This is a genomic window from Cryobacterium sp. TmT2-59 (assembly GCF_004403545.1).
Taxonomy (GTDB): Bacteria; Actinomycetota; Actinomycetes; order Actinomycetales; family Microbacteriaceae; genus Cryobacterium; species Cryobacterium shii.
The window spans coordinates 32,404-57,565 of record NZ_SOGM01000044.1 but is presented as its reverse complement, the minus strand read 5'-3'; the positions used below and the strand labels follow the sequence as shown (position 1 = coordinate 57,565).

Annotated in this window: 19 protein-coding genes and 1 pseudogene; 12 read left to right on the top strand and 8 right to left on the bottom strand. The window is 69.4% G+C overall.

The annotated features are described in order from the left end of the window. Nucleotides 1–20 precede the first annotated feature (20 nt). The 5 genes and pseudogenes from tig to E3T24_RS07385 all read left to right on the top strand — a co-directional run. Complete coding sequence (tig, locus tag E3T24_RS07405; RefSeq protein WP_166787154.1) at nucleotides 21–1,478, top strand: trigger factor; 1,458 nt, start codon at nucleotides 21–23, stop codon at nucleotides 1,476–1,478. 310 nt (nucleotides 1,479–1,788) lie between these two features. Beyond that, the gene (locus tag E3T24_RS07400) at nucleotides 1,789–2,388 is read left to right on the top strand and encodes an ATP-dependent Clp protease proteolytic subunit (protein WP_134366581.1); all 600 of its coding nucleotides are present in this window, start codon (nucleotides 1,789–1,791) and stop codon (nucleotides 2,386–2,388) included. Nucleotides 2,389–2,404: 16 nt separating this feature from the next. Next, nucleotides 2,405–3,076 carry an ATP-dependent Clp protease proteolytic subunit gene (locus tag E3T24_RS07395; RefSeq protein WP_134366582.1) on the top strand — a complete coding sequence of 224 codons (672 nt, stop codon included), beginning with the start codon at nucleotides 2,405–2,407 and terminating at the stop codon, nucleotides 3,074–3,076. A gap of 205 nt (nucleotides 3,077–3,281) precedes the next feature. Further along, nucleotides 3,282–4,562, top strand: coding sequence for an ATP-dependent Clp protease ATP-binding subunit ClpX (clpX, locus tag E3T24_RS07390; RefSeq protein ID WP_134366583.1), 1,281 nt, complete (start codon nucleotides 3,282–3,284; stop codon nucleotides 4,560–4,562). Between the two features lie 121 nt (nucleotides 4,563–4,683). Then, nucleotides 4,684–5,340: pseudogene (locus E3T24_RS07385) on the top strand (benzoate/H(+) symporter BenE family transporter); the annotation flags it as partial. 148 nt (nucleotides 5,341–5,488) lie between these two features. Here E3T24_RS07385 and E3T24_RS07380 read toward each other — a convergent pair. After that, nucleotides 5,489–7,522 (bottom strand): M3 family metallopeptidase, encoded by a 2,034-nt coding sequence (locus tag E3T24_RS07380; RefSeq protein WP_134434479.1) that lies wholly within the window; start codon nucleotides 7,520–7,522, stop codon nucleotides 5,489–5,491. A gap of 48 nt (nucleotides 7,523–7,570) precedes the next feature. Here E3T24_RS07380 and E3T24_RS07375 point away from each other — a divergent pair, with 48 nt between their 5' ends. Further along, complete coding sequence (locus E3T24_RS07375) at nucleotides 7,571–8,404, top strand: class I SAM-dependent methyltransferase (protein ID WP_134366108.1); 834 nt, start codon at nucleotides 7,571–7,573, stop codon at nucleotides 8,402–8,404. Nucleotides 8,405–8,532: 128 nt separating this feature from the next. On the opposite strand, the gene E3T24_RS07370 is transcribed toward E3T24_RS07375, so the two are convergent. The 3 genes from E3T24_RS07370 to valS are packed head-to-tail and all read right to left on the bottom strand — an operon-like array spanning nucleotide 8,533 to nucleotide 11,839. Continuing rightward, nucleotides 8,533–8,799 (bottom strand): hypothetical protein, encoded by a 267-nt coding sequence (locus E3T24_RS07370; RefSeq protein ID WP_134366109.1) that lies wholly within the window; start codon nucleotides 8,797–8,799, stop codon nucleotides 8,533–8,535. Between the two features lies 1 nt (nucleotide 8,800). After that, nucleotides 8,801–9,247: a GNAT family N-acetyltransferase gene (locus E3T24_RS07365; RefSeq protein WP_134366110.1), complete on the bottom strand. Its 447-nt coding sequence runs from the start codon at nucleotides 9,245–9,247 to the stop codon at nucleotides 8,801–8,803. 9 nt (nucleotides 9,248–9,256) lie between these two features. Next, nucleotides 9,257–11,839 (bottom strand): valine--tRNA ligase, encoded by a 2,583-nt coding sequence (gene valS / locus E3T24_RS07360; protein WP_134366111.1) that lies wholly within the window; start codon nucleotides 11,837–11,839, stop codon nucleotides 9,257–9,259. 172 nt (nucleotides 11,840–12,011) lie between these two features. Here valS and E3T24_RS07355 point away from each other — a divergent pair, with 172 nt between their 5' ends. Further along, on the top strand, nucleotides 12,012–12,704 hold the full coding sequence (locus E3T24_RS07355; RefSeq protein ID WP_338145000.1) for a cation transporter: 693 nt from the start codon (nucleotides 12,012–12,014) through the stop codon (nucleotides 12,702–12,704). A 146-nt stretch (nucleotides 12,705–12,850) separates the two neighbouring features. On the opposite strand, the gene E3T24_RS07350 is transcribed toward E3T24_RS07355, so the two are convergent. From E3T24_RS07350 to E3T24_RS07335, 4 genes are read right to left on the bottom strand one after another with little or no spacing between them, the layout of a single operon-like run. Next, entirely contained in the window at nucleotides 12,851–14,749 is a 1,899-nt protein-coding gene (locus tag E3T24_RS07350; protein WP_134434478.1) for an ABC transporter ATP-binding protein, read from the bottom strand. Continuing rightward, complete coding sequence (locus E3T24_RS07345) at nucleotides 14,746–15,630, bottom strand: ABC transporter permease (protein WP_134366113.1); 885 nt, start codon at nucleotides 15,628–15,630, stop codon at nucleotides 14,746–14,748. Before E3T24_RS07345 ends, E3T24_RS07350 begins: the two co-directional genes overlap by 4 nt. Then, nucleotides 15,627–16,607 carry an ABC transporter permease gene (locus E3T24_RS07340; protein WP_134366114.1) on the bottom strand — a complete coding sequence of 327 codons (981 nt, stop codon included), beginning with the start codon at nucleotides 16,605–16,607 and terminating at the stop codon, nucleotides 15,627–15,629. The genes E3T24_RS07345 and E3T24_RS07340 overlap by 4 nt, the downstream gene beginning before the upstream one ends. A gap of 19 nt (nucleotides 16,608–16,626) precedes the next feature. Further along, entirely contained in the window at nucleotides 16,627–18,276 is a 1,650-nt protein-coding gene (locus tag E3T24_RS07335; RefSeq protein WP_134434477.1) for an ABC transporter substrate-binding protein, read from the bottom strand. 101 nt (nucleotides 18,277–18,377) lie between these two features. Between E3T24_RS07335 and E3T24_RS07330 the strand changes: the two genes are divergently transcribed. The 5 genes from E3T24_RS07330 to ndk all read left to right on the top strand — a co-directional run bounded on the left by E3T24_RS07330 (nucleotide 18,378) and on the right by ndk (nucleotide 24,933). After that, on the top strand, nucleotides 18,378–19,007 hold the full coding sequence (locus E3T24_RS07330; RefSeq protein ID WP_134366116.1) for a helix-turn-helix domain-containing protein: 630 nt from the start codon (nucleotides 18,378–18,380) through the stop codon (nucleotides 19,005–19,007). A 254-nt stretch (nucleotides 19,008–19,261) separates the two neighbouring features. After that, nucleotides 19,262–22,753, top strand: a complete 3,492-nt coding sequence (locus E3T24_RS07325) for a class I tRNA ligase family protein (protein WP_134410213.1) — start codon at nucleotides 19,262–19,264, stop codon at nucleotides 22,751–22,753. After that, nucleotides 22,746–24,122: a folylpolyglutamate synthase/dihydrofolate synthase family protein gene (locus E3T24_RS07320; protein ID WP_134403161.1), complete on the top strand. Its 1,377-nt coding sequence runs from the start codon at nucleotides 22,746–22,748 to the stop codon at nucleotides 24,120–24,122. Before E3T24_RS07325 ends, E3T24_RS07320 begins: the two co-directional genes overlap by 8 nt. After that, nucleotides 24,119–24,514 (top strand): DUF4233 domain-containing protein, encoded by a 396-nt coding sequence (locus E3T24_RS07315; RefSeq protein WP_241978645.1) that lies wholly within the window; start codon nucleotides 24,119–24,121, stop codon nucleotides 24,512–24,514. The genes E3T24_RS07320 and E3T24_RS07315 overlap by 4 nt, the downstream gene beginning before the upstream one ends. Next, the gene (gene ndk, locus E3T24_RS07310) at nucleotides 24,511–24,933 is read left to right on the top strand and encodes a nucleoside-diphosphate kinase (protein WP_134366120.1); all 423 of its coding nucleotides are present in this window, start codon (nucleotides 24,511–24,513) and stop codon (nucleotides 24,931–24,933) included. The genes E3T24_RS07315 and ndk overlap by 4 nt, the downstream gene beginning before the upstream one ends. The last annotated feature ends 229 nt before the right edge of the window (nucleotides 24,934–25,162 follow it).

Sequence of the window (25,162 nt, the reverse complement as noted above, 5' to 3'; positions counted from 1 at the left end):
CGAACACAGGAGATTGCCACGTGAAGTCCACGGTAGAAAAGCTGAGCCCCACTCGCGCCAAGGTCACCATCTCGGTGACTCCCGAGGAGCTGAAGCCCAGCATCACCCACGCCTACGGTCACATCGCCGAGGACATCAACATTCCCGGCTTCCGCAAGGGCAAGGTTCCGCCCGCCATCATCGACCAGCGCGTCGGTAAGTCGGCCGTGCTCGAGCACGCCGTCAACGAGAGCCTCGACGGCTTCTACCGCACCGCGGTCACCGAGCACAAGCTGCGCCCCCTCGGCCGCCCCGAGGCCGACATCGTCGAATGGCCCAGCGACAAGGACTTCTCCGGAGACCTGCAGCTGTCCATCGAGGTTGACGTGCGCCCCGAGATCGACCTGCCCAACTACTCCGGCCTGAAGCTCACCGTCGACGCCGTCGAGGTGTCCGACGAAGAGGTCGCCGAGGAGCTCGACAACCTGCGCAGCCGCTTCGGCACGCTCATCACCGTCGACCGCCCCGCCACCACGGGCGACTTCGCCCAGATCGACCTGATCGCCGCGATCAGCGGCGTCGAGGTCGACAACGCCAGCGGGATCTCCTACGAGGTCGGCTCCGGCGACCTCATCGACGGTATCGACGAGGCGCTCGACTCCCTCAGCGCCGGCGAGACCACCACCTTCAACTCGAAGCTCATGGGCGGCGAACACGAGGGCGAGACCGCTGAGATCACCGTCACCGTCATCGCCGTCAAGGAGCGTGAGCTTCCCACCGCCGACGACGACTTCGCGCAGATCGCCAGCGAATTCGACACCATCGCCGAGCTCACCGACAGCCTGAAGGTCAACGTCGAGCGCTCCAAGGTTTTCGGCCAGGGCACGCAGGCTCGCGAGAAGCTCGTTGAGCAGCTCCTCGAGTCGGTCGAGGTCCCGATCCCGACCGCGATCATCGAAGACGAGGTTCGTCGCCACCTCGAGGGCGAGAACCGCCTCGAAGACGCCGAGCACCGCGCCGAGGTCACCGAATCCAGCGAGAAGACCTTCCGCCAGCAGATCCTGCTCGACACGATCGCCGAGGCCGAGAAGGTCCAGGTCAGCCAGGACGAGCTGACTCAGTACCTGATCCAGGGTGCCAGCCAGTACGGCATGGACCCGAGCGAGTTCGTCCAGGCGCTCAGCGGTAACGGCCAGATCCCGTCGATGGTGGCCGAGGTCGCCCGCAACAAGGCCCTCGCCATCGCCCTGGGCAAGGCCGAGGTCGTAGACACCAACGGCAACGCCGTCGACCTGTCCGAGTTCGTCGCCGTCCCGGACGAGGACGAAGACGAAGACGACGAGATCGAGGAAGACGACTCGGACGCCGAGGCCGTCGCAGCCGAGGCCGACGCCGAGGCCAAGGCCGCCGAGGCCAAGGCCGCCAAGGCAAAGGCTGCCAAGGCCGCCAAGGCCAAGGCCGCAGCGGCGAAGAAGAAGGCCGCCGCCGCCAAGGAGTAGCACCACCCCCGCTCACGCGCGCCGACGGGCCGGATGTCACAGACATCCGGCCCGTTTCGCGTTTGCCCTGACGAATTCGACGGAGATTCTCCGGTTCTGGACTGGTTTGGGCCGTATTCGGGGTTTTTAGAGCAGGATCTCCGTCGAATTGGTTCAGAGCGACGGATGCGCGGGGTCCGGCAGCACGGATGCGCGGGGCCCGGCGGGGCGGCCCGGCGCGGCGCGATATCTGCCGAGGGCGAACACAGCAGTTCCGGAGCGTTGGCTCCTATAGATTCAATCTGAAGCGACAAGTGAAACGGAGCGCGACATGGCCGATATGACACCTACACCCGGCGTTTTTGACCGACTGCTGAAAGACCGCATCATCTGGCTCGGTTCCGAGGTTCGGGATGAGAACGCCAACGAGATCTGTGCCAAGATCCTGCTGCTGGCCGCAGAGGACTCGGAGCGGGACATCTTCCTGTACATCAACTCGCCCGGTGGCTCGATCACGGCTGGGATGGCGATCTACGACACGATGAAGTTCGTACCCAACGACATCGTCACCGTCGGCATCGGCCTTGCCGCGTCGATGGGCCAGTTCCTGTTGTCCTCCGGTAGCAAGGGCAAGCGCTACATCACCCCGAACGCCCGCGTCCTGCTGCACCAGCCGTCCGGCGGTTTCGGTGGCACGGCCGCCGACATCCAGACCCAGGCCAAGGTGATCCTGGACATGAAGAAGCGGATGGCCGAACTGACGGCAGAGCAGACCGGCAAGTCGGTCGAGCAGGTCCTCATCGACAACGACCGCGACAACTGGTTCACCGCCCAGGAGGCCGTAGCATACGGCTTCGTCGACCACCTGCGCGAATTCGCGTCGGATGTGGTCGGCGGCGGCGGCACCGACGACTCAGTGAACAAGAAGTAGGACGGGCAGAAACGACATGGAATTCACGAATTTTGGTCACCAGGCCGGTGGCCGCGCCCCGCAGTCGCCCGAGGCCCGCTACATCCTCCCCACGTTCGAAGAGCGCACCGCCTACGGCTACAAGCGTCAGGACCCCTACGCGAAGCTGTTCGAGGACCGCATCATCTTTCTCGGCGTGCAGGTCGACGATGCCTCGGCCGACGACGTCATGGCCCAGCTTCTCGTGCTGGAGAGCCAGGACCCCGATCGCGACATCGTGATGTACATCAACTCCCCGGGTGGTTCCTTCACCGCGATGACGGCCATCTACGACACGATGCAGTACATCCGGCCGCACATCCAGACGGTCTGCCTCGGCCAGGCGGCCTCCGCCGCTGCGGTGCTGCTTGCCGGTGGAACGCCCGGAAAGCGTCTCGCGCTGCCGAACGCGCGCATCCTCATCCATCAGCCTTCGGCCGGCGGTCAGGGAGGTGGGCAGGCATCCGACATCGAGATCCAGGCCGCCGAGATCCAGCGGATGCGTGAGTGGCTGGAATTCACCATCTCCCACCATTCCAACCGCACGGCGGAGCAGGTTCACAAGGACATCGACCGCGACAAGATCCTCGGCGCGGCCGAAGCGCTCGAGTACGGCCTGATCGACCAGATCCTGACCAGCCGCAAAAACGTGCCGACGCTCGTCAAATAAGGCACAGAACATGAACGCGACGGATGCCCGGCGGCAGGTTCGCCGGGCATCCGTCGCGTTCGGCACATCGGGACCCTCCCGCCCCACGGGCACCGGGATCGTTATCCGACGCATCCGCGTAGCCTGCACCCCAGCGTCACAGGCACAAGCTAGGCTCAATGCAGCTAATCAGTCAAGGCAGCTAATCGATGGAGGAGGCTGACGGATGGCCCGAATAGGCGAAAGCGCCGACCTGTTGAAGTGCTCTTTCTGCGGGAAGAGCCAGAAGCAGGTCCAGCAGCTCATTGCGGGCCCCGGCGTGTACATCTGCGACGAATGCGTCGAACTGTGCAACGAGATCATCGAGGAGCGCCTGGCCGAAGCCGGCGCCGAAGAGGGTGCCGGCGAGTTTGAACTGCCCAAGCCGAAAGAGATCTTCGGCTTCCTCGAGGAATACGTCATCGGGCAGGAAGCAGCCAAGCGCGCCCTGGCCGTCGCCGTCTACAACCACTACAAGCGCGTGCGTTCCCGCGCGACCCTCACGGCCGCCGACGCCATCCACGATGATGTCGAGATCGCCAAGTCGAACATCCTGCTGATCGGCCCCACCGGGTGCGGCAAGACCTATCTCGCGCAGACCCTGGCCAAGCGCCTCAACGTGCCTTTCGCCGTGGCGGATGCGACGGCCCTGACCGAGGCCGGCTACGTCGGCGAAGACGTGGAGAACATCCTCCTCAAGCTGATCCAGGCGGCCGACTATGACGTCAAGCGCGCCGAGACCGGCATCATCTACATCGACGAGATCGACAAGATCGCCCGCAAGGCCGAGAACCCCTCGATCACCCGCGACGTGTCCGGTGAGGGTGTGCAGCAGGCCCTGCTGAAAATCCTCGAGGGCACCGTGGCGTCGGTCCCGCCGCAGGGCGGCCGCAAGCATCCGCACCAGGAATTCATCCAGATCGACACGACCAATGTGCTGTTCATCGTGGCCGGCGCCTTCGCGGGCCTGGACGACATCATCTCGACCCGGGCCGGCAAGAAGGGCATCGGTTTCGGGGCGCCCCTCCACAGCAAGGGCGACGACGTCAACCTGTTCAGCGAGGTGCTGCCCGAAGACCTGCACAAGTTCGGGCTGATCCCCGAGTTCATCGGCCGGCTTCCCGTGGTCACGACGGTCACGCAGCTCGACCAGGTGGCGCTGATGCAGATCCTGACCGTGCCGAAGAACGCCCTCGTGCGCCAGTACCAGCGCATGTTCGAACTCGACGGCGTCGAACTCGAATTCGAGCAGCCGGCCCTCGAGGCCATCGCCGACCTGGCGGTGCTCCGCAAGACCGGTGCCCGTGGTCTGCGCGCGATCATGGAAGAGGTTCTCGGGCCGATCATGTTCGAGGTGCCGTCCAGCTCCGAGGTTGCGCGGGTAGTCGTGACCCGGGCCGCGGTTCTCGACAACGCCGAACCGACGATCGTGCTGCACAAGCCCCGCCGGGTGGAGAAGTCCGCCTAACCTCGGTTCTTCCCTGCCTCGCTGCCCCGCCACCCACTGCCCCGCCGCCCGCAGCCCCGCCGCCCGCAGCCCCGCCTCCCTCTGACGCCGGAGATCCGAGTACCAGCCCCTCTTCGCCGGCGTCGTGGCGGCCATCACCGGTTTCGCCAGCTCGTTCGTGCTCGTCATCGCGGGGCTGCAGGCGGTCGGGGCGAACGACGCCCAGGCCGCCTCCGGACTGCTCGCCCTGTGCCTGCTGGTCGGGATCACCTGTGTGCTGCTGCCGTGGTACTTCAAGATGCCGATCTCCTTCGCCTGGTCCACCCCCGGCGCGGCTCTGCTCATAGCGGCGGGGGAGACCACGAACGATTTCGCCGCCGCCGCGGGCGCGTTCCTCGTCTGCGGGGCCCTGATCGTGCTGAGCGGGCTGTGGTCGGCGCTCGGGCGGGCCATCACCAGCATCCCCAAGACGATCGCGAGTGCCATGCTCGCGGGCATCCTGTTCCCGATCTGCCTGGCGCCGGTGACGGCATCCGTGCAACAGCCGCTGCTCGCGGTGCCCGTAGTCGTGGTCTGGCTGGTCGTGTTTCGGCTCGCGCGCCCCTGGGCCGTGCCGGCGGCCATGGTCGTGGCGGCGATCGGGGTTGCCCTCACGGCGGGCACGGACTGGCTGACCGCCTCGTCGTCCGCACCCGGCCTGGTCTTCACGCCGCCCGTGTTCGACCCGGTGGTCATCGTGAGCCTCGGGCTCTGGCTCGGCGGCGGCCGGCCTCGCACCGCTCCCGTCGGTGCCTCCTGACCAATTCGACGGAGATTTTGCCCAAATCGAGCCCCAGCAGCCCGGAAAGCTGTTTTTAGAGCAGTATCTCCGTCGAATTGGTTCACGGGCGGGGTGATCGGAGCCGGGGCCGGTGCCGGGGCCGGGACCGGCGCCGGGCCGGCTGCCGCTAGTTCAGGCCGCGCCGGTCGAGGAGCGGCTGGATGCCCGCGTCCCGTCCCCGGAAGTCCCGGTAGGCCGCCAGCGGGTCGGCGCTGCCGCCCACACCGAGCAATCGACGGCGAAACCGATCCCCGTTGGCCCGCGTGAGCCCGCCGTTGTCCTCGAACCATTCCCCGGCGTCGGCGTCCTGCACCTCGCTCCAGATGTACGAGTAGTAGCCGGCGTCGTAGCCGCCCGCGAACGTGTGGGCGAAGTAGGTGCTGGCGTAGCGCGTGGGCACGGCCGGGTTGTCCAGGCCCGCGGCGGTGAGCGCGGCGGCCTCGAACGCGGCGACATCCGTCACCGTGTCGTCGGCGTCGATCCGGTGCCAGGCCTGGTCGAGCAGCGCGGCGGCCAGGTATTCACTGGTGGAGAAGCCCTCGTTGAAGGCGGTGGAGTCCTGGATCCGGTCGACCAGGTCCTGCGGCATGGCCTCACCGGTCTCGTGGTGAACGGCGTAGTGGGCGAGCACCTCCGGCCACAGCATCCACATCTCGTTGACCTGGCTCGGAAATTCGACGAAGTCTCGGTAGACGTTCGTGCCCGCGAACTTCGGGTAGGTGACCCGCGCGAACAGCCCGTGCAGCGCATGCCCGAACTCGTGGAACAGGGTGGTGACCTCGTCGAAGCTGAGCAGGGTGGGTTCGCCCGCGGCCGGCCGGGGCACGTTCAGGTTGTTGCAGACCACCGCCGACGAGTCCAGGAGCGCCGACTGCGAGACCAGCGAGTTCATCCACGCGCCGCCCCGCTTGGAGTCGCGGGTGTAGAAGTCGCCGATGTACAGGCCGACGGGGGAGCCGTCGGCCTCAGTCACCTCGAACACGCGGGCCTCCGGATGCCAGGCGACCAGGTCGGGGCGCTCGGTGAACGTGACCCCGTACAACCGGCTCGCCGCGTAGAACACGCCGTCGCGCAGCACCCGCTCGAGCTCGAAATAGGGCCGCATGGCCGCGGTGTCCACATGATACCGGGCCCGGCGCACCTGTTCGGTATAGAACGCCCAGTCCCACGCGGCGAGCTCGAAACCGCCGCCGTCCTGGTCGATCCGGGCCTGCAAGTCGGCCTGCTCGACCAGGGCGTTACGGGACGCAGCGGGTGCCAGGCGCCCGAGCAGGTCGGCGATGGCCTGCGGCGTCTTCGCGGTCTGGTCGGCGGTCACCGCGGCCGCGTGGCTGTCGAAGCCGAGCAGCCGGTCGCGTTCGGCGCGGAGCCGGGCGATCGACAGCACCAGCTCGCGATTGTCGTGGTCGCCGCCACGGATGCCGCGGGACCGCGAGGCCGCCAGCAGCCGCTCCCGCACGCCGCGGTTCGTGAGCTGAGCCAGATACGGGTGACCGGTCGGCAGCACGAGGGTGATCACGTACCGGCCCGGCAGCCCGCGCTCCGTCGCAGCCTCCGCCGCGGCCGAAATCTGCCCGGCGGTGAGGCCGTCGAGCTCGGCGACGTTCTCGAGCACGAGGGCCAAATCGTTGGTGTCGGCCAGCAGGTTCTTCTCGAACCGGGTGGTCGCCGTGGAGAGCCGTGCGTTGTAGTCCCGCAGCTCGGCCTTGGCGGCGTCGGTCAGGCCCGCGCCGGCGAGCGTGAACTCCGTGTGGTATCGCTCGACCAGGTAGCGCGATTCCGCGTCCAGCTGCAACCGGTCCAGCTGCGCGTGCAGGGCGGCCACCCGAGCGAAGAGCTCCGGGTTCAGACGGATGGCGTCCGCGTGCGCGGCCAGCAACGGCGCCAGCTCCTCCTCGAGCGCGTCGGTCAGCTGGTTCGAGTCCGACGAGCTGCGGTTGAAGAACACCGCCGCCACCCGGGTGAGCAGTTGCCCGCTAAGTTCGAGCGGCACCATGGTGTTGTCGAACGTGGGCGCATCCGGAACCCCGCAGATCGCCGCAACCTCGAGGATCTGCTCCGCCATTCCCTGCAGGAAAGCGGGCCGGTAGTGCTCCTCCCGGATCAGCCCGAACGGGGGCAGCTCGTAGGCCAGCGTGCTGGGGCTGAAGAAGGGGTTCATCCGCTCACCCTGCCACACCGGTTGCCCCCGCGCGAATAGGATCTGTTCATGACCGACGAGCCGGACCGCCAAGAGACCGCGCAGCGAGAGCAGTACACGCACGGGCACCACGAGAGCGTGCTGCGCTCGCACACCTGGCGCACCGTGGCGAATTCGGCGGCCTACCTGGTTCCGCACCTGTCGCCCGGCCGGTCCCTGCTCGACGTGGGTTGCGGCCCCGGCACGGTCACGGTCGACCTGGCGCGCCGGCTGTATCCCGGGCAGGTCACCGGCATCGACGCGTCGGAGCAGATCGTGCGTCATGCCGCGGGACTCGCCTTCGACGAGGGCGTGCGGAACGCCTCCTTCCACGTCGGCGACGCCTGCGCGCTCGATTTCCCCGACGAGAGCTTCGACATCGTGCACGCGCACCAGGTGCTGCAGCACCTGGCCAACCCGGTTGCCGCGCTTCGGGAGTTCCGCCGGGTGTTGAAGCCGGGCGGAGTCTTCGCCGGCCGCGACGCCGATTACGGGGGCGTGATGTACCACCCGAAGCTGCAGGGGCTCTCGCTGTGGCTGACGGCGTACCGGGACGTGCACTACTCCAATGGCGGCGACCCCGACGCCGGGCGTTCCCTGAAGGCGTGGGCGCGCCAGGCGGGGTTCGGCGCGGTGACGAGCTCGGCATCCATCTGGTGCTTCGCCTCGGATGTGGAACGTGAGTGGTGGGGCGGGTCCTGGGCCGACCGCGTGACGGAATCCGCCTTCGCCGCACACGCCATCGAGGTGGGGGCCGCCGACCTCGCCGACCTGAACAAGATGAAGGCCGCCTGGCTCCAGTGGGCCGGGGACCCGGACGGCTGGTTCGGCATCCCGCACGGAGAGGTCGTCGCCCGCAAGTAGCGGCAGAAAACCCTCCGCCGAACCGTGAGTAGCGCCCCCGTTTTCCGAATTATAAGGGGCGCTTCTCACGGCTCGGCGGAGTCGGCCAGGCCAGAGCCAGGCCAGAGCCAGGCCAGGGCCAGCAGAGCCTAGATCCAGTCGTCCTCGTCTTCGAGGGCGATCGCCGGTTGGGTGATCGTGGCGCTGTCCTCGGCCGGGTTGTAACGGATGACCGTGCCGTCGTCCAGCTCCAGCACGGGGTTGCCCTCGAGCCAGGTCAGCGTCCAGCGCCAGGCTTGCGTGTCCTCCGCCAGGGCCGTGAGATCTTCCTCGACCGCCCTGACGGCGATCTCGACCACATGGGGCAGCCGTGCGGGCATCGGGCCGCCCAGCGGCCAGCGTGTTCCCATCTGCATGTTAGAGCTCGATCTCGTAGGTGACCCAGTCGGTGCGGGTGGCCACGTCGTCGTACAGGCGCTGCGCGGTCTCGTTGTCGGCGGCGGTCAGCCACTGCACCGTGGTCAGGCGGTGCGCCGCGGCGTACTCCTTGGCGAACTCGATCAGGGCCCGGCCGATGCCCGTGCTGCGGGATTCCGGCACCACGAACAGGTCGTCGAGGAACAGGCCGCGGGTGGCGGTCAGGGTGTTCGGAACCTCGCGGTAGTGGGCGAATCCGACGAACTCGCCGTCGTCGTCGACGGCAACGGCGCCGGTGAGCGACTCGTTCTTGTCGATGATCCAGCTCCAGACCTGGAGCGCTTTCTGGTCAGTCAGTTCGCACTTGTAGAACTCGCTGTAGCCCTCGAAGAGTCCCAGCCACGAAAAAAAGTCCTTGTCGCCGAGCGCGCGTACCTTGATTGACATTCGGTTCTCCTAGTTCTCCGGCACCGTGGCGAGCACGATGTCGGTGACAGCCAATTCGCTGCCTTCAATAAAAACCAACTCCGAGATACGGCCAACGGCACTCAGATCGGCGGCAGCCTGCCTGAGCAGGGCAATCTCTGCAGCCGTACCGCTAATTACAGCAGATTCGACGTCCGTTTTCTGGGAAGCCTTCGCATCGGTTTTTGCGCGGCGGATGCCGGTGAGCGCCCGGCTGGACAGGTCCAGCAGAGCGACGTTGCCGCCCTGCCCTCCGCTGAGCTCGGACTGGACGGGCCAGGCCGCGTGGTGGATCGAGTCTTCGGTGGACCAGGACCAGGCTTCCTCGGTCGCGAACGGCACGAACGGGGCGAACAGGCGCAGCAGGGTGGACAGCGCGGTGCGGAGGGCGGCGACCGCCGATGCCTGGCCGGGACCGGCCTCGCCGTAGGCGCGCTCCTTGACCAGCTCGAGGTAGTCGTCGCAGAACGTCCAGAAGAAGCTCTCGGTCAGTTCCAGCGCCCGGGCGTGGTCGTAGCCCTCGAACGCGGCGGTGGCCTGGCCGACCACGACGCTTAGCCGGGCGAGCATGCTCTGGTCGAGCGGCTCGCTGACGGGGGCCTCCGCGCCGCCGTCGAAGCCGAGGATGAACTTCGACGCGTTCAGGATCTTGATCGCCAGGCGGCGGCCGATCTTGATCTGGGTCGGGTTCTTGGGGTCGAACGCGGCGTCGGTGCCGAGGCGCGACGACGCGGCCCAGTAACGCACGGCATCCGAACCGTGCTGCTCGAGCATGTCCGCCGGGGTGACGACGTTGCCCTTGGACTTGGACATCTTCTTGCGATCGGGGTCCACGATGAAGCCGGACAGGGCCGCGTGCTGCCACGGCGAGACGCCGTGTTCGAGTTCGGCGCGAAGCAGGGTGGAGAACAGCCAGGTGCGGATGATGTCCTGGCCCTGCGGGCGCAGCGAGTACGGGTAGACGAGTTCGAACAGTTCGGGGTCGCGCTCCCAGCCGCCGGCCAGCTGCGGGGTGAGGGAGGAGGTCGCCCAGGTGTCCATCACGTCGACCTCGCCGACGAAACCGTTCGCCTGGCCGCGCTGCCCGGCCTCGTAGCCGGGGGCGGTGTCGGAGGACGGGTCGACCGGGAGCATCTCGCGGGTGGCGACGATGGGCTGGTCGAAAAGCGGGTTCGCGTCGGCATCCAGCGGGTACCAGATCGGCAGCGGAACGCCGAAGAACCGCTGGCGGGAGACGAGCCAGTCGCCGGTGAGGCCGTTGACCCAGTTCTCGTAGCGCACGCGCATGAATTCCGGGTGCCACTGCAGGTCGCTGCCGTGCGTGATCAGGCGGGCGCGCAGCTTCTCGTCGCGGGCGCCGTTGCGGATGTACCACTGGCGGGTGGAGACGATTTCGAGCGGTTTGTCGCCCTTCTCGAAGAACTTGACCGGGTGCACGATCGAGCGCGGTTCGCCGATCAGGTCGCCGCTGGTGCGGAGCAGGTCGACCACGGCCGCCTTGGCGGAGAAGACGGTCTTGCCGGCCAGCTGCGCGTATGCGGCCCGCCCGGCCTCGCTCGTGATCGCTTCGGGCGCCTCGGCGATGATGCGGCCGTCGAAGCCCATGATGGCGCGGTTGGGGAGGTCCAGTTCACGCCACCAGATCACGTCGGTCACGTCGCCGAACGTGCAGATCATGGCGATTCCGCTGCCCTTGTCCTTCTGCGCGAGGTGGTGGGCCAGGATCGGCACCTCCACGTCGAACAGCGGCGTGCGAACGGTTGAGCCGAACAGGGCCTTGTAGCGCTCGTCGTCCGGATGCGCCACGAGGGCCACGCAGGCGGGCAGCAGTTCCGGGCGGGTGGTCTCGATCTCGATCGCGCCGCCGCCGGGCTGGGCGAAGGAGACTCGGTGGTAGGACGCGGGCATCTCCTTGTCCTCGAGCTCGGCCTGGGCGACCGCGGTGCGGAAGGTGACGTCCCACAGCGTGGGGGCCATGGCCTGGTAGGCCTCGCCGCGCTCGATGTTGCCGATGAACGCCGACTGGGAGGTGACGAGGGAGTCGTTGCCGATCGTGCGGTAGGTCTGGGTCCAGTCGACGCTGAGGCCGAGCATGCGCCAGACGGCCTCGAACTGCTTCTCGTCTTCGATGGTGAGGCGTTCGCACAGCTCGATGAAGTTGCGGCGGCTGATCGGCAGCTGGTCGGCGGCCTTGGTGCTCTTGCCGTCGCCGCCCTCGAACGGCGCGGTGAAGTCATCGACGTAGGGCAGGGACGGGTCGCAGCGCACGCCGTAGTAGTTCTGCACCCGGCGTTCGGTGGGCAGGCCGTTGTCGTCCCAGCCCATCGGGTAGAAGACGCTCTTGCCGCGCATGCGCTGGAAGCGGGCGATGACATCCGTGTGCGTGTAGGAGAAGACGTGCCCGATGTGCAGCGACCCGGAGGCGGTCGGCGGCGGGGTGTCGATGGAGAAGATGTTCGCGCGCGTGGCCGAACCCCGGTCGAACCGGTAGGTGCCCGCGTCTTCCCAGGAGCCGCCCCACTTGGTTTCGAGCCCTTCGAGGGCAGGTTTTTCCGGAACGCTGGCGGCGGTCATGTTTCTCCGATTCGTATCTGCGGCACCGTGTCGGTGGTGAAGTGCCTGAGTATTGGGCGGTACCTAACTTACCGGATGTCCCGTTCCAGACCGATTCCGGGCCCAGCCCGGCGTTTGGGAGCCGCCCCCGGTCGGTCGGCGAGTGGCAGGATTGGAGGCGGAGAGGGGTACCGTGACCGGTCCAAATGATGACGACACGAGGCCTGACGGCACGCCGGATGGCGACGCCCTGGCCGGCCCGCGCACGCTCACGGATGCCCGCCGCACGGCGCTGCGCCGCAAGGTGCGCCTGATCGTCGGCTTCACGATCGGCTACAACGTGCTCGAGGCGGTCGTGTCGATCGCGGCCGGTGCCGCGGCATCCTCGACCGCGCTGGTCGCATTCGGCCTGGATTCCGTGATCGAAGTGCTCTCCGCCGCGGTCATCGCCTGGCAGTTCTCGCGCCGCGACCCCGACCGGTGGCAGAAACCTGCCCTCCGCGCCATCGCGGTCGCTTTCTTCGCCCTGGCCGGCTACGTCATCCTGAACGCCGGCCTCGGCCTCATCGGGGTGATCGAGGCCGAGCCCAGCCCGGTGGGCATCGTGATCGCCTGCCTGAGCCTGGTGATCATGCCGGGAGTGGCGGGCGTGGAACGCCGGGCCGGGACCGAGCTCGGCTCGAAGAGCGTGCTGGCGGACTCCCGGCAGCTGCTGCTGTGCGCGTGGCTGTCCGGGTCGGTGCTGCTCGGGCTGGTGCTGAACACGCTGCTGGGCTGGGCCTGGGCGGACTCGCTCGCGGCACTCGTGATCGCCGGCTTCGCGATCAGGGAAGGCGTCGAAGCCTGGCGCGGCGAGGCGGAATCCCCGGTCGCGCTCCTGTCGTAGACACGGTCGCCGCCCGTCCGTCCGTCCCCCCGGCCGCTCGCCCGTCCCCCCGGCCGCTCGCGGCGCAGGTTATTCCCGCGGGCGCAGGCTCGAACCTGCGCCGCGGGCCACAACCTGCGCCACGAGCGCGGGGTCGTGGAGTCCGGCTAGCCGAGGCGGGGGACCGCGCCCAGCAGGGCCCGGGTGTACGGATGCTGCGGCGCCCCGAAGACCTGTCCGGCCGCGCCCGATTCGACGATCCGGCCGTCCCGCATCACGGCCACCCGGTCGCTGACGTGCTGGATCACCCCGAGGTCATGGGAGATGAACAGCACGCTGAGGCCGAGGTCCCGTTGCAGGTCGTCGAGCAGGTCGAGCACCTGGGCCTGCACCGTGACGTCGAGCGAGGAGACGGGTTCGTCGCAGATCAGGATCTGCGGCTCGGAGGCCAGCGCCCGGGCGATGCCCACCCGCTGGCGCTGCCCGCCGGAGAGGGACAGCGGCCGCCGGGTGAGCAGGCTCGCGGGCAGGCCCACGGCGTCCAACAGCTCCCGGATGCGCCGGCCGGCGGCATCGGACCTGTCGACCGATCCGCCGCGGGATCGGAGGCCGTCGCGACCGCGGGACCGGCCGGCGCCGGTCGTGTCGACGGTCGTGTCGACGGTCGTGTCGACGGTCGTGTCGACGGTCGTGTCGACGGTCGTGCCGCCGGTCCTGCCGCCGGTCCTGCCGCCTACTGCGTCCCGCAGCACGTCGCCGACCGTGAGCCGGGGGTCGAAGGAACTGAGCGCATCCTGGTAGACCGCGCCCAACTGGGGGCGCAGCAGCCGCCGCGCCTTCTCGGCGCCGGCTCTCTCGCCGGCGACGCTGAACGGCTCGCCGAGCACTCGCACCTCGCCCGCGTCCGGCCGGGCGAGCGCCAGCACGAGCCGGGCCAGGGTGGTCTTGCCCGAACCGGACTCACCGACGATGCCGAGGGTCGTTCCCCGTTCCAGCCGGAACGACACGTCGTCGACGGCGGCCTGAACGCTGCCGTCGGGACGGGTGAACCGCTTGACCAGCCCGGTGGCCTCGAGCACGACCTCTCTGGCCGCGGCGGGAGCGGCCGGGTGCGCCCCGGCTTCGGCGTCGACCGCCCGGGCCGGCTCCGCGTCGCGCAGGGCCAGCTGCGCGGTCAGAGCCGGGGTCAGCTGCGCGGTCAGGCGCAGGCCGCGTGGTTTGTCCACGGGGACGGCCGCCAGCATCCGCCGGGTGACCGGATCCTCCGGCGCGGCCAGAACCGCGGCGGTCGGCCCCTGCTCGACGGTGCGTCCCTCGGAGAGGACCGCGATCCGGTCGGCGATGCGGCCCACCACGGCGAGGTCGTGGCTGATCAGGAGGATCCCGGTGCCCCGGCGTTTCAGGTCGGCCAGGAGGTCCAGGATCTGGGCCTGCACGGTCACGTCGAGGGCGGTCGTCGGCTCGTCGGCGATCAGGAACGGCGGGTCGAGGGCGATCGCGGCCGCGATCAGGGCGCGCTGGCGCTGGCCTCCCGACAGCTCCCCTGAGCGTTTCCGGGCTTGGTTCTCCCCGTCGGGCAGCCCCACGCGTGCCAGCAGCTCGAGCACGCGCGCATGGCGGGCCGCGGCGCCCAGCCGGGTGTGCAGCCGGAGCGAGTCGGCGATCTCCCGGCCCACCGGGCGCAGCGGGTCCAGGGACACCAGGGCGTCCTGCAACACCAGGCCCACGTCGCGTCCGCGCCGGCAACGCCACGCGGCCTCCGAGATTTCCAGCACGCCGGACGCGCCGAGAGTCAGCTCGTCGGCGCGCAGCCAGGCGGTGTCCCCGGCGAGGCCGAGCAGGCTGCGCGCGGTGACGGACTTGCCGGAACCGGACTCGCCCACCAGGGCCAGGCACTCGCCCGGCGCGACGTCGAACGAGATGCCCTCCACCACCGGCGATGCGCCCGGTTCCGGGCCGAACCCCACGCTCAGGTTGCGCACGCGCACGACCGGCACGATCGGCGCGGTCGCGGGCAGGGCGGCTGCCGGCCCGGGTGCCAGGCTCTCCGCGCTCTCCGCGCTCATGCGTGCCTCAGCCTGCGGTCGATGCCGCGGCCCAGGGCCGTGGCCGACACCGCGGCGAGCACGATGAACAGGCCGGGGAAGAAGCTCATCCACCAGGCCGAGCCGATGTACGTGCGCCCGGCGGAGAGCATGGCGCCCCATTCGGCGGCCGGCGGCGTGGCGCCCAGCCCGAGATAACTGAGGGCGGAGGCCCAGACGATCGCCTGGCCGATCCCGAGGGTGCCGAGCACGAACAGGGGAGCGAGGGTGTTCGGCAGGATGTGGCGCGCCAGGATCCGGCCGCGACCCAGGCCGAGCACGGTGGCCGCCTCGACGAACGCGGACGAGCGCACCGAGACGAGCTGGGCCCGGATGATGCGGGCGTACCCGGGCGCCGTCGCCAGCCCGACCGCCACGGTCGCGCTCGCCACTCCGGGGCCGAAGACCAGGATGAACAGCAGCGCCAGCAGCAGCCCCGGAAAGGCGAACAGCACCTCGAGCAGCCGGTTCACGGTGAAGTCGACGACCGGGCCGAGCATCCCGGCCAGGGTTCCGAGCACGAGTCCGAGGCCCAGCCCGATCAGGGTCGCGAGGGTGCCGATCAGCAGGGAACTGCCGGTGCCGTGTACGACCCGGGTGAAGATGTCCCGGCCGGACTCGTCGGTGCCGAACCCGTGCACGAGCGACGGAGCCTGGAACGCGGACAGGGGATCGATCCCGAGCGGGTCCCCGGGCGCCACCAGGGCCGGCGCGAGCGCAGCCGCCACCAGGAACAGCGCGAACAGCCCGCTCAGCGTCTCGGCGACCCCGATCCGGGGTCGCCGGCCGCGCCGGGGCGGGTGGGCCGGGCGGGGCGCGCGGGCGGACCGGCCGAGGCCGGCCTGGATCTCCAGGTCGCTCATCGGGTGCGCAGCCGGGGATCGGCCAGGCGCTGGGCCAGGTCGGTGAGCAGGGTCATCAGGATGTAGCCGAGCGCCACGACCAGCACGGTGCCGACCACGACCGGCACATCACGCACCGTCACGGCGTTCAGCAGGGTGCGTCCGAGTCCGGGCCGGGCGAAGATCGTCTCGACCACCACCGCGCCGCTGATCAGGGACCCGAACGCCCAACCGGACAGGCTGATCGCCGGCAGGGCGGCGTGGCGCAACGCGTGCACCCAACGGATGCCGCGCTCGCCCTCACCCCGCGCCCGCGCCGACAGCACGAAGGGCGACTCCAGTGCGGCGAGCAGGGACTCCCGCATGATCTGGCCGAGGAACCCGGCCAGCGGGACCGCGAGGGTCAGCACCGGCAGCACCAGCCCGGCGGGCCCGGCCGTGCTCACCGGCGGCAGCCAGCCCAGCCAGACACTGAACAACACGATCAGCGCGGTCGCCAGCCAGAAATGGGGGAGCGCGGCGGACACGATCTCCAGCCCCGACCCGAGGAACCAGGCGAACCGGCCGCCGCGGGTCGACCAGGTCGCCAGCACGAGGGCGAGGAGCCAGGCCACGGCCAGGGCGAGCACCGCCAGCAGCAGGGTGCCGCCGAGCTGCCCGGCCAGAAGCGGGGCGACATCCTGGTTCAACGCGTACGAGCGGCCCAGGTCGCCGGTGACGAGCCGGCCGAGCTGCGCCAGGTACTGCGTGAACACGGGCAGGTCGAGGCCGTACTCGGCGCGCACCGCGGCGAGCGCCGCCGGCGAGGTCTGCGAACCCGGACCGCCGAGGATGGCCTCGGCCGGGTCGCCGGGGATCAGCCGCACGGCGAAGAAGGTGAGCGTGGCCACCATCCACAGCACGAAGCCGGCCCCGACCAGACGCACCAGGATCAGGCCCGGCACGCTCCGGCGCAGGGCGCGGAGGGTGGACCGAGCCTGCGCCGCCGCGTCAGGCATGGGCTGTTCCCGGCATCCGCTACTTCAGCCACGCATCGTAGAACGTGGGCGTCGACACGGTCGGCAGGGCGCGGGCGCCGGTGACCTTCGCCCCGAGCAGGAAGTGGTTCTGCTGGTCGTAGAGGGGCAGGATGTAGTAGCCCTCGAGCACCTGGTTCTGCGCGTCCGTGTAGAGGGCCTTGCGCTTGGAGGCATCCGTGACCTGGCCGGCCTCGGTCAGCAGCGCGTCGATGGCCGGGTCGTTCACCTGCGCGTGGTTGGCGAAGTAGCCGCTGGGCGCGGGAACGATGCCGGCGGAGTGGAACAGGATCCGCAGCACGTCGGGTCCGACCTTGGTGTACGGCGCGCTGACGGCGTCGTAGTTGTTCTCGCCGAGGGCCGTGTACCAGCTGGAGAGGTCCATCGGGACCAGGCGCACCTCGAAGCCGGTCTTCTTCGCGGTGGCCTGGATCTGTTCGAACAGGGACTGCTCCGCGGGGATGGACTGGTTGGTGCTCACCGGGAAGGTGACCGTGAGCCGCACGCCGTCCTTGACCCGGTAGCCGCCCGCGTCGCGCTTCGTCCAGCCCGCGGAATCGAGGAGGGTGCCGGCGTCCTTCGGCTCGTATCCGAACAGTTCGGGGCGCGGTACCGCGAGGGACTCCGCACTGGAGAGGGCCGCGTAGGAGCGGGTGGCTGTGCCCTGGAACAGGCTCGCGACCGCGTCGTCGACATTGGCCGAGCGGATGAACGCCTCGCGCACGAGCGGGTCGTTGAACGGGGCGCGTCCGGAGTTCAGTTCGATCCGGTTGGAGGCGCCGGGGCGCGGTGCGTCGAGGTGACGGATCGAGTCGCCCTTCTCGGTCTGCACGATCGTGTCGGGCTGCGCGTTGTCGATGACGTCGACGTCACCGGACTGCAGGGCGGCGTACCGCGACGCGGAGTCGGGGATGAAGCGCCAGACGATGGAGTCGAGGTACGCCGGTCCGCTGTGCGCGGCATCCGCGGGCAGAGAGGAGTAGCCGTCGTTCCGCACGAGGGTGATCGAGTCCTGCTTGACCCAGGTCTTGACCTGGAACGGGCCGGTCCCGACCGGAGCCGCGCAGTTCTCCTCCTGGCTGCGGGCTAGCGCCTGCTTTGATTCGATCGCGAGCCACGGCTGGCTCAGGGACTCGAGCAGGGCGCTGTCCGGTTCGCCGAGGGTCAGGCGCACCACGTTCGGGGCGACCGCCTCGGTACCGGTGACCTTCTGCAGCGCCAGGTAACCAGTCGACGAACCCGTCTTCGGGTCCTGGAGGTGAGCGATGTTGGCCTGCACGGCGGACGCGTCCAGAGGCGTGCCATCCGTGAAGGAGACCCCGTCGGCGAGCGTGAATTCCCAGTCCAGGCCGTCGGCGCTCTCGGTCCACGAGTCCGCCAGCCACGGGATGATTTTCCCGTCGGCGTCCCGGGAGACCAGGGACTCGAGGTACTGCGTGCTCACCAGCGCCTGCGGGTAGTTGCCGCCCACGTGCGGGTCCAGGCAGGTGGGTTCCGCGTCGCCGGAGGCGTAGGTGAGGGTGCCGCCGGTGACGGGCCCCTCAATCGTGGGAGACTCCGCAGGGCTGGCGCAGCCGGTGAGGAGAAGGCCGGCGGCGACCAGGCCGGCGACGGTGCGCGAAGCGCGGTGGGTGTGCCCCGAGGCGATCATGTCAGGTCTCTTTCCGCGGCGCGACTCGGCCGAGTGTGCAATTGTTGGACTCGGTCCAAGAATGTTCCGGACCGACCACCATCGTAGAACACGGAATCACCATGACGAATCACCCGCCGAGCCGAGTCGGGCGCCCGCGCGGCTCGTCCCGGATGATGCTCGAGGAGGCCGCGGCGGAACTCTTCCTCGAGCAGACCTACGCGGGCACCACGATCGAGCAGATCGCGCGGCGGGCCGGAGTGAGCCGCAACACCTTCTTCAACTACTTCGCCGCGAAGAGCGACCTGCTCTGGGTCGAGGTGGACGCCGGACTGGCCGGACTGCCGGCGGCGCTCGCCGAGTGCGCCGGCGCCGCCGGACCGGCCGAGGCGGTGTCCGCCGTCGAGCGGGCCCTGCTGCAGATATCCGCCGGGTTCGGGCCCGGTCACGTGCCCTGGGCGCTCACCCAGTCCGAGCTGATGGGCACGACGGGGGAGCTGGAGGCATCCGCGCTGTCCCGGTTCATGGCGCTGGTGACGCTGGTCGAGCGTTTCGTCCTGGCGCGCACGCCCGCCGGTGCCGAAGCGGCGCTGGTCGGTCGGAGTTTCGCGATGGCCGTGTTGGCCGCCGCGGCCGCCGCCGCCGGGGTCTGGGCGCGCGCGGGCGTCTCCCGCGGGCCGCTGGGCCCATATCTGCAAGCGGCCATCGCGCCGGTCTGCTCCGGCTACCGGGCCGTGCACGCCGCAGGCTAGAATCGTTCCTGCATGACTGTGATCCGGCCATCACCGGTGAGTCTTCGGAAGAACGGAACCGCCTCCGGGCGGCTTCCTGGTAGAACCGAACGGGTCGGGCCCGTCACAGCCTCAGAACAAGCGGTTGCCCGGGTCCACCTGCCCAGGCGGCAAGCGAGGTGGTACCGCGGCGGATCCCTTTTCGGGTTCGGCGTCCTCGTGGAACAGGGCGGCTCTGCACCAAGCAGAACCTGCCCGACTCGTCCAGGAGAAGCATGACGTACCCCAAAGGCCGGCACCCCGGTTCGGCAGACCAGCAGCCCGGCAGCACCGTTCCCTCGGGCAGCGTGCCCTCCGGCATCGTGCCGTCGCCGAGTTTCCCCCAGATCGAGACCGACGTGCTCAAGTTCTGGGCCGAGGACGGCACCTTCCAGGCGTCGATCGACAACCGGGCGGATGCCCCGGAGTGGGTCTTCTACGACGGCCCGCCCTTCGCCAACGGGCTGCCCCACTACGGGCATCTGCTGACCGGGTACGCCAAGGACCTGTTCCCCCGGTTCCAGACCATGCGCGGCATGCAGGTGCACCGCCGCTTCGGCTGGGACACGCACGGCCTGCCGGCCGAGCTGGAGGCCGAACGCGAACTCGGCATCACCGACAAGAGCGAGATCGAGAAGATGGGCATCGGCGCCTTCAACGCGGTCGCCCGCAGCTCGGTGCTCAAGTACACCAAGGTCTGGGAAGAGTACGTCACCCGCCAGGCCCGCTGGGTCGACTTCGAGAACGACTACAAGACCCTCGACATCACGTTCATGGAATCCGTGATCTGGGCGTTCAAACGCCTGCACGACAAGGGCCTCGCCTACGAGGGCTACCGGGTGCTGCCGTACTGCTGGCGCGACCAGACGCCGCTCTCCAACCACGAGCTGCGGATGGACGACGACGTCTACAAGATGCGCCAGGACCAGACCGTCACCGTGACGTTCCCGCTGGTCGGGGCGAAGGCGGAAGCCCTCGGGCTGACCGCCGTGCGCGCCCTGGCCTGGACCACGACACCCTGGACCCTGCCCACGAACATGGCGCTGGCCGTGGGGCCGCAGATCACGTACGCCGTCGTCCCCGCCGGGCCGAACGGCACCCCCGACGCGACCGTGCTGCGGGAGGCCGGGCCGGACGGCGGCGCGGCATCCGTCGCCCCGGTGTCCTCCGCCCGGGTCGAGGTGCTCGGCGCCGAATACCTGCTCGCGATCGACCTCGTCGGCAACTACGCCAAGGACCTCGGCTACGACTCCGCCGTCGACGCGCTGGCGGCGATCTCCCGCACGGTGCCGGGCGCGGACCTCGAGGGCGTGTCCTACGACCGCCTCTTCGACTACTACGCGGACACCGAGGTCTGGGGCACGCAGAATGCCTGGACGATCATCGTCGGGGACTACGTCACCACCGCGGACGGCACCGGGATCGTGCACCAGGCCCCCGCCTACGGCGAAGAGGACCAGAAGCTCTGCGAGGCCGCCGGCATCCCGGTGATCATCTCCCTCGACGCGGGCGGCAAGTTCCTCGCCGACGTACCCGAGGTGGCCGGCCAGCTCTGGTCCGACGCGAACAAGCCGCTCACCCAGCTGATCCGCGCCGAGGGCCGCCTGCTCCGTCAGGCCAGCTACGAGCACTCGTACCCGCACTGCTGGCGCTGCCGCAACCCGCTGATCTACAGGGCCGTGTCGAGCTGGTTCGTGCGCGTCACTGACTTCCGCGACCGGATGGTCGACCTCAACCAGGACATCACCTGGGTGCCGGAGAACGTCAAGGACGGCCAGTTCGGCAAGTGGATCGGCAACGCCCGCGACTGGTCGATCAGCCGCAACCGGTACTGGGGTTCGCCCATCCCGGTCTGGAAGAGCGACAACCCCGACTACCCGCGCATCGACGTCTACGGCTCGCTGGACGAGCTCGAGGCCGACTTCGGCGTGCGCCCCACCGACCTGCACCGGCCCTACATCGACGAGCTCACCCGCCCGAATCCCGACGACCCGACCGGGCAGTCCACCATGCGCCGCATCACGGATGTGCTCGACGTCTGGTTCGACTCCGGCTCGATGCCGTTCGCCCAGGTGCACTACCCGTTCGAGAACGCCGACTGGTTCGACAGCCACAACCCGGCCGACTTCATCGTCGAGTACATCGGGCAGACCCGCGGCTGGTTCTACATGCTGCACACGCTCTCGACCGCCCTGTTCGACCGGCCGGCCTTCAAGAACGTCGTCAGCCACGGCATCGTGCTCGGCAACGATGGGCAGAAGATGTCCAAGTCGCTGCGCAACTACCCCGACGTGAACGAGGTGTTCGACCGCGACGGCTCGGATGCCATGCGCTGGTTCCTGATGAGCTCCTCCGTGCTGCGCGGCGGCAACCTGATCGTCACCGAGGAGGGCATCCGCGAGGGCGCCCGCCAGGTGATGCTCCCGCTCTGGAGCACCTGGTACTTCTTCTCGCTCTACGCGAACGCGTCCGGTGAGAACGGCTACGACGCCACCTGGCGCGCCGACTCCACCGACGTGCTGGACCGGTACCTGCTGGCCAAGACCCGCGACCTGATCGTGGACGTCACGAACGACCTGGAGAACCTGGACAGCAGCCTCGCGGCCGCCCGGCTGCGCGACTTCGCCGACGTGCTCACCAACTGGTACGTGCGCCGCTCGCGCGACCGGTTCTGGGCCGGCGCCGCGGCCGGCGGCTCCACCGAGGCGTTCGACACGTTGTACACCGTGCTCGAGACCGTCACCCGGGTCGCCGCCCCGATGCTCCCGCTCGTCACCGAGCGCATCTGGCAGGGCCTCACCGGCGGCCGCAGCGTGCACCTCACCGACTGGCCGGACGCCGACCTGTTCCCCGCCGACGCCGACCTCGTCACCGCGATGGACCAGGTGCGCACCATCAGCTCCACCGTGCTCTCCCTGCGCAAGCAGGCCGGGCTGCGCGTGCGGCTCCCGCTGGCGACCCTGACCGTGGTCACCTCCAACACGGCGGCACTCGCGCCCTTCGAGGGCATCCTGCGCGACGAACTCAACGTGAAGAGCGTGCGCCTGGTCGAACTCCAAGGCGACAGCGCGAGCGCCTACGGCATCACCTCCCGACTCACCGTGAACGCCCGGGCGGCCGGACCGCGCCTCGGCAAGCAGGTGCAGCAGGTGATCAAGGCCGCCCGATCCGGCGACTGGAGCGAAACCGACGGCGTCGTCACCGCCGGGGGCATCGCCCTCGCCGAGGGCGAGTACGAACTCGTGCTGCAGACCGGTTCGGGCGCCGAGGCCGACGCGTCCGAGACCGCAACGGATGCCCCCGCCCTGGCCCTGCTGGCCGGCGGCGGTTTCGTGCTGCTCGAGACCAGGACCACGCCCGTGCTCGAGGCGGAGGGCTTCGCCCGGGACCTGATCCGCGCCGTGCAGGACACCCGCAAGTCCGCCGGCTTCGAGGTGAGCGACCGCATCCGTCTGGACCTGGTCTTCTACTCGGACGTGGATGCCGCCACGTTCGCCCTGGCCCCCGGGGTGGACCTCGCCGCGGAGACCCTGGCCACCCGGTTCGCCACCCACGTGTCGACCGAGGTCCCCGCCGACAGCCTGGCCAACGGGCTGCCGTCCGAATGGCTGGCGGGCCTGGTCGGGTTCCCGGTCGAGCACTACGTGCTCTACACCGCCGGTCAGTACGCCAACCGCGGCACCGTCCTGGTCGCCGTCGCACGAGAGAACGGACTCGTTCATGTCTAAGCCCCGGCCGTCCGCGGCAGATCCCGACCGCGAGGCCGGCGACGCCGTCCTCGCCGCGCTCCTCGAGCGGGTCGGCGAGGGCGCGCCCCGGCCCCGCCTGGCGCCGACCCGGCGGGCGCTGGAGCTGCTGGGGGACCCGCAGACCGTGTACCCGATCATCCACGTCACCGGCACCAACGGGAAGACCAGCACGAGCCGCATCGCGGAGAGCATCGTGCGCGCCTACGGCCTGCGCACCGGTCTGCTGATCAGCCCGCACCTGGTGCGGCTGAACGAGCGCATCGTGATTGACGGGGAATCGATCACCGATGAGGCCCTCGCCGCGAACTGGGCCGACATCTCGCCGTTCCTGCAGATGGTGGACGCCGAGCTCGTCGCCGCCGGGGAGGGTGCGCTCACCTTCTTTGAGGCGCTCACCGTGCTCGCCTTCGCCTGCTTCGCCGACGCTCCCGTCGACGTCGCGGTGATCGAGGTCGGCATGGGCGGCGAGTGGGACTCCACGAACGTGGCCGACGGCCAGGTCGCCGTCTTCACGCCGATCGCCCTCGACCACACCCTGCGGCTCGGCGCCACCATCGCCGAGATCGCGCGCACCAAGGCGGGCATCATCAAGCCCTCCGCCTCCGTGGTCTCGGCCCGGCAGGTCGAGGAGGCCCAGGCCGAACTCGAGCGCGCCGCCGAACTGACCGAGTCCACCCTGGCCAGCGAGGGCGAGGACTTCGCGCTGCTGAGCAGCCAGGTCGCCGTGGGCGGGCAGCTCATCTCCGTGCGCGGCCTGGCCGGCACCTACTCCGACCTCTTTCTGCCGATGTACGGCACCCACCAGGCCCAGAACGCGGCCGTCGCGATCGCCGCGGTCGAATCCTTCCTCGGCGCCGGCGCCACGGCGCTCTCGTACGACCTGGTCGAGGAAGGGCTGGCCTCGGCCACCTCGCCCGGACGCCTCCAGCTGGTGGGCGTCGAACCGACCGTGCTGGTGGATGCCGCGCACAACCCCCACGGCGCCACCGCCCTCAGCGCGGCCCTGGGCGACTACTTCGACTTCGACGAGATCGTGGCGGTGGTGGGCATCCTCGCCGACAAGGACGCCGACGGCATCGTCACCGCGCTGCTGCCGTCGGTGAGCCGGTTCCACGTGACCCAGTCGCACTCCGAACGGGCGATCGGCGTCGACGACCTCGCCGACCTGGTGGCCGAGACCGCCGGCGAGGTGAGCACCATCCGCTTCGACGACCTGGCCGCCGCGCTCGACTCCGCCCGCGACTGGGCCCTGGAATCGCCCAAACGGGCCGTGATCGTGACCGGTTCGATCACGCTCGTCGGCGAGGCCATCACCCTGGCCGATTCCCGCGAATGGATGACCAAGTGACCCTCGCGCCCGAACCCGACGAGACGCCGGATCCCGGCGCATCCGTTCGCCCCGCCGTCCCGCGGTCGATCAAGCGCTCCCTGGCCTCGATCGTGCTCGGCTTCGAGACGATCGTGGTGATGCTCGGCGCGCTCGTGATCTTCGGGCTCGGCGCGCTGCCGCCGCTGCTCGCCCTCGGCGGCGGAGCGCTTTTGTCGCTGGCCATGGTCGCCGTGATCGCTCTGCTGCGCTACCCGTGGTCGTACGTGATCGGCTGGATCCTCCAGGCCATCGTGCTGCTCTGTGGCTTCCTCAACCTCGCCATGTTTTTTGTCGGCGCCATGTTCACCGCCATGTGGGCGTACTGCATGATCGCCGGTTCGAGAATAGACAACCAGAAAGAGAACTCATGAGCACCCAGGTCCAAGAAACCCTCGTATTGGTCAAGCCCGACGGCGTGGCCCGCAATCTCTCCGGCGAGATCCTGCGCCGGATCGAGCAGAAGGGCTATTCCCTCGTCGACGCGAAGCTGGTGCAGGCGGACCGGTCCCTGCTGGCCGAGCACTACGCCGAGCACCAGGGCAAGCCGTTCTTCGACTCCCTGGTCGAATTCATGGAGAGCGGGCCCATCCTCGTGCTGCGGATCGCCGGCGAACGCGTGATCGAGGGCTTCCGGTCCCTGGCCGGCACGACCGACCCCACGACGGCGGCCCCCGGCACCATCCGCGGCGACTTCGGCCGTGACTGGGGCACCCGCGTGCAGCAGAACCTCGTGCACGGCTCCGACTCGCCCGAGTCCGCCGCCCGCGAGCTCGCCCTCTGGTTCGACTAGCGAGACCCCCACCCGGTCCCCATCCAGGACCCCACCCCCACCCCATCCGCCGAGCCGTGAGTTTGGCCCCTCTTTTTCGTCTGCGGAGGGTCGCAACTCACGGCTCGGCGACGTTTTTCGGCCGTGCGGACCTGCGTCCCGCCTTCGCCGCCGCGTCACCGTCGTCGCAGCGCCACGTTCGCCGAGCCGTGAGTTTGGCCCCTGTTTCGCGTCTGCGGAGGGTCGCAAC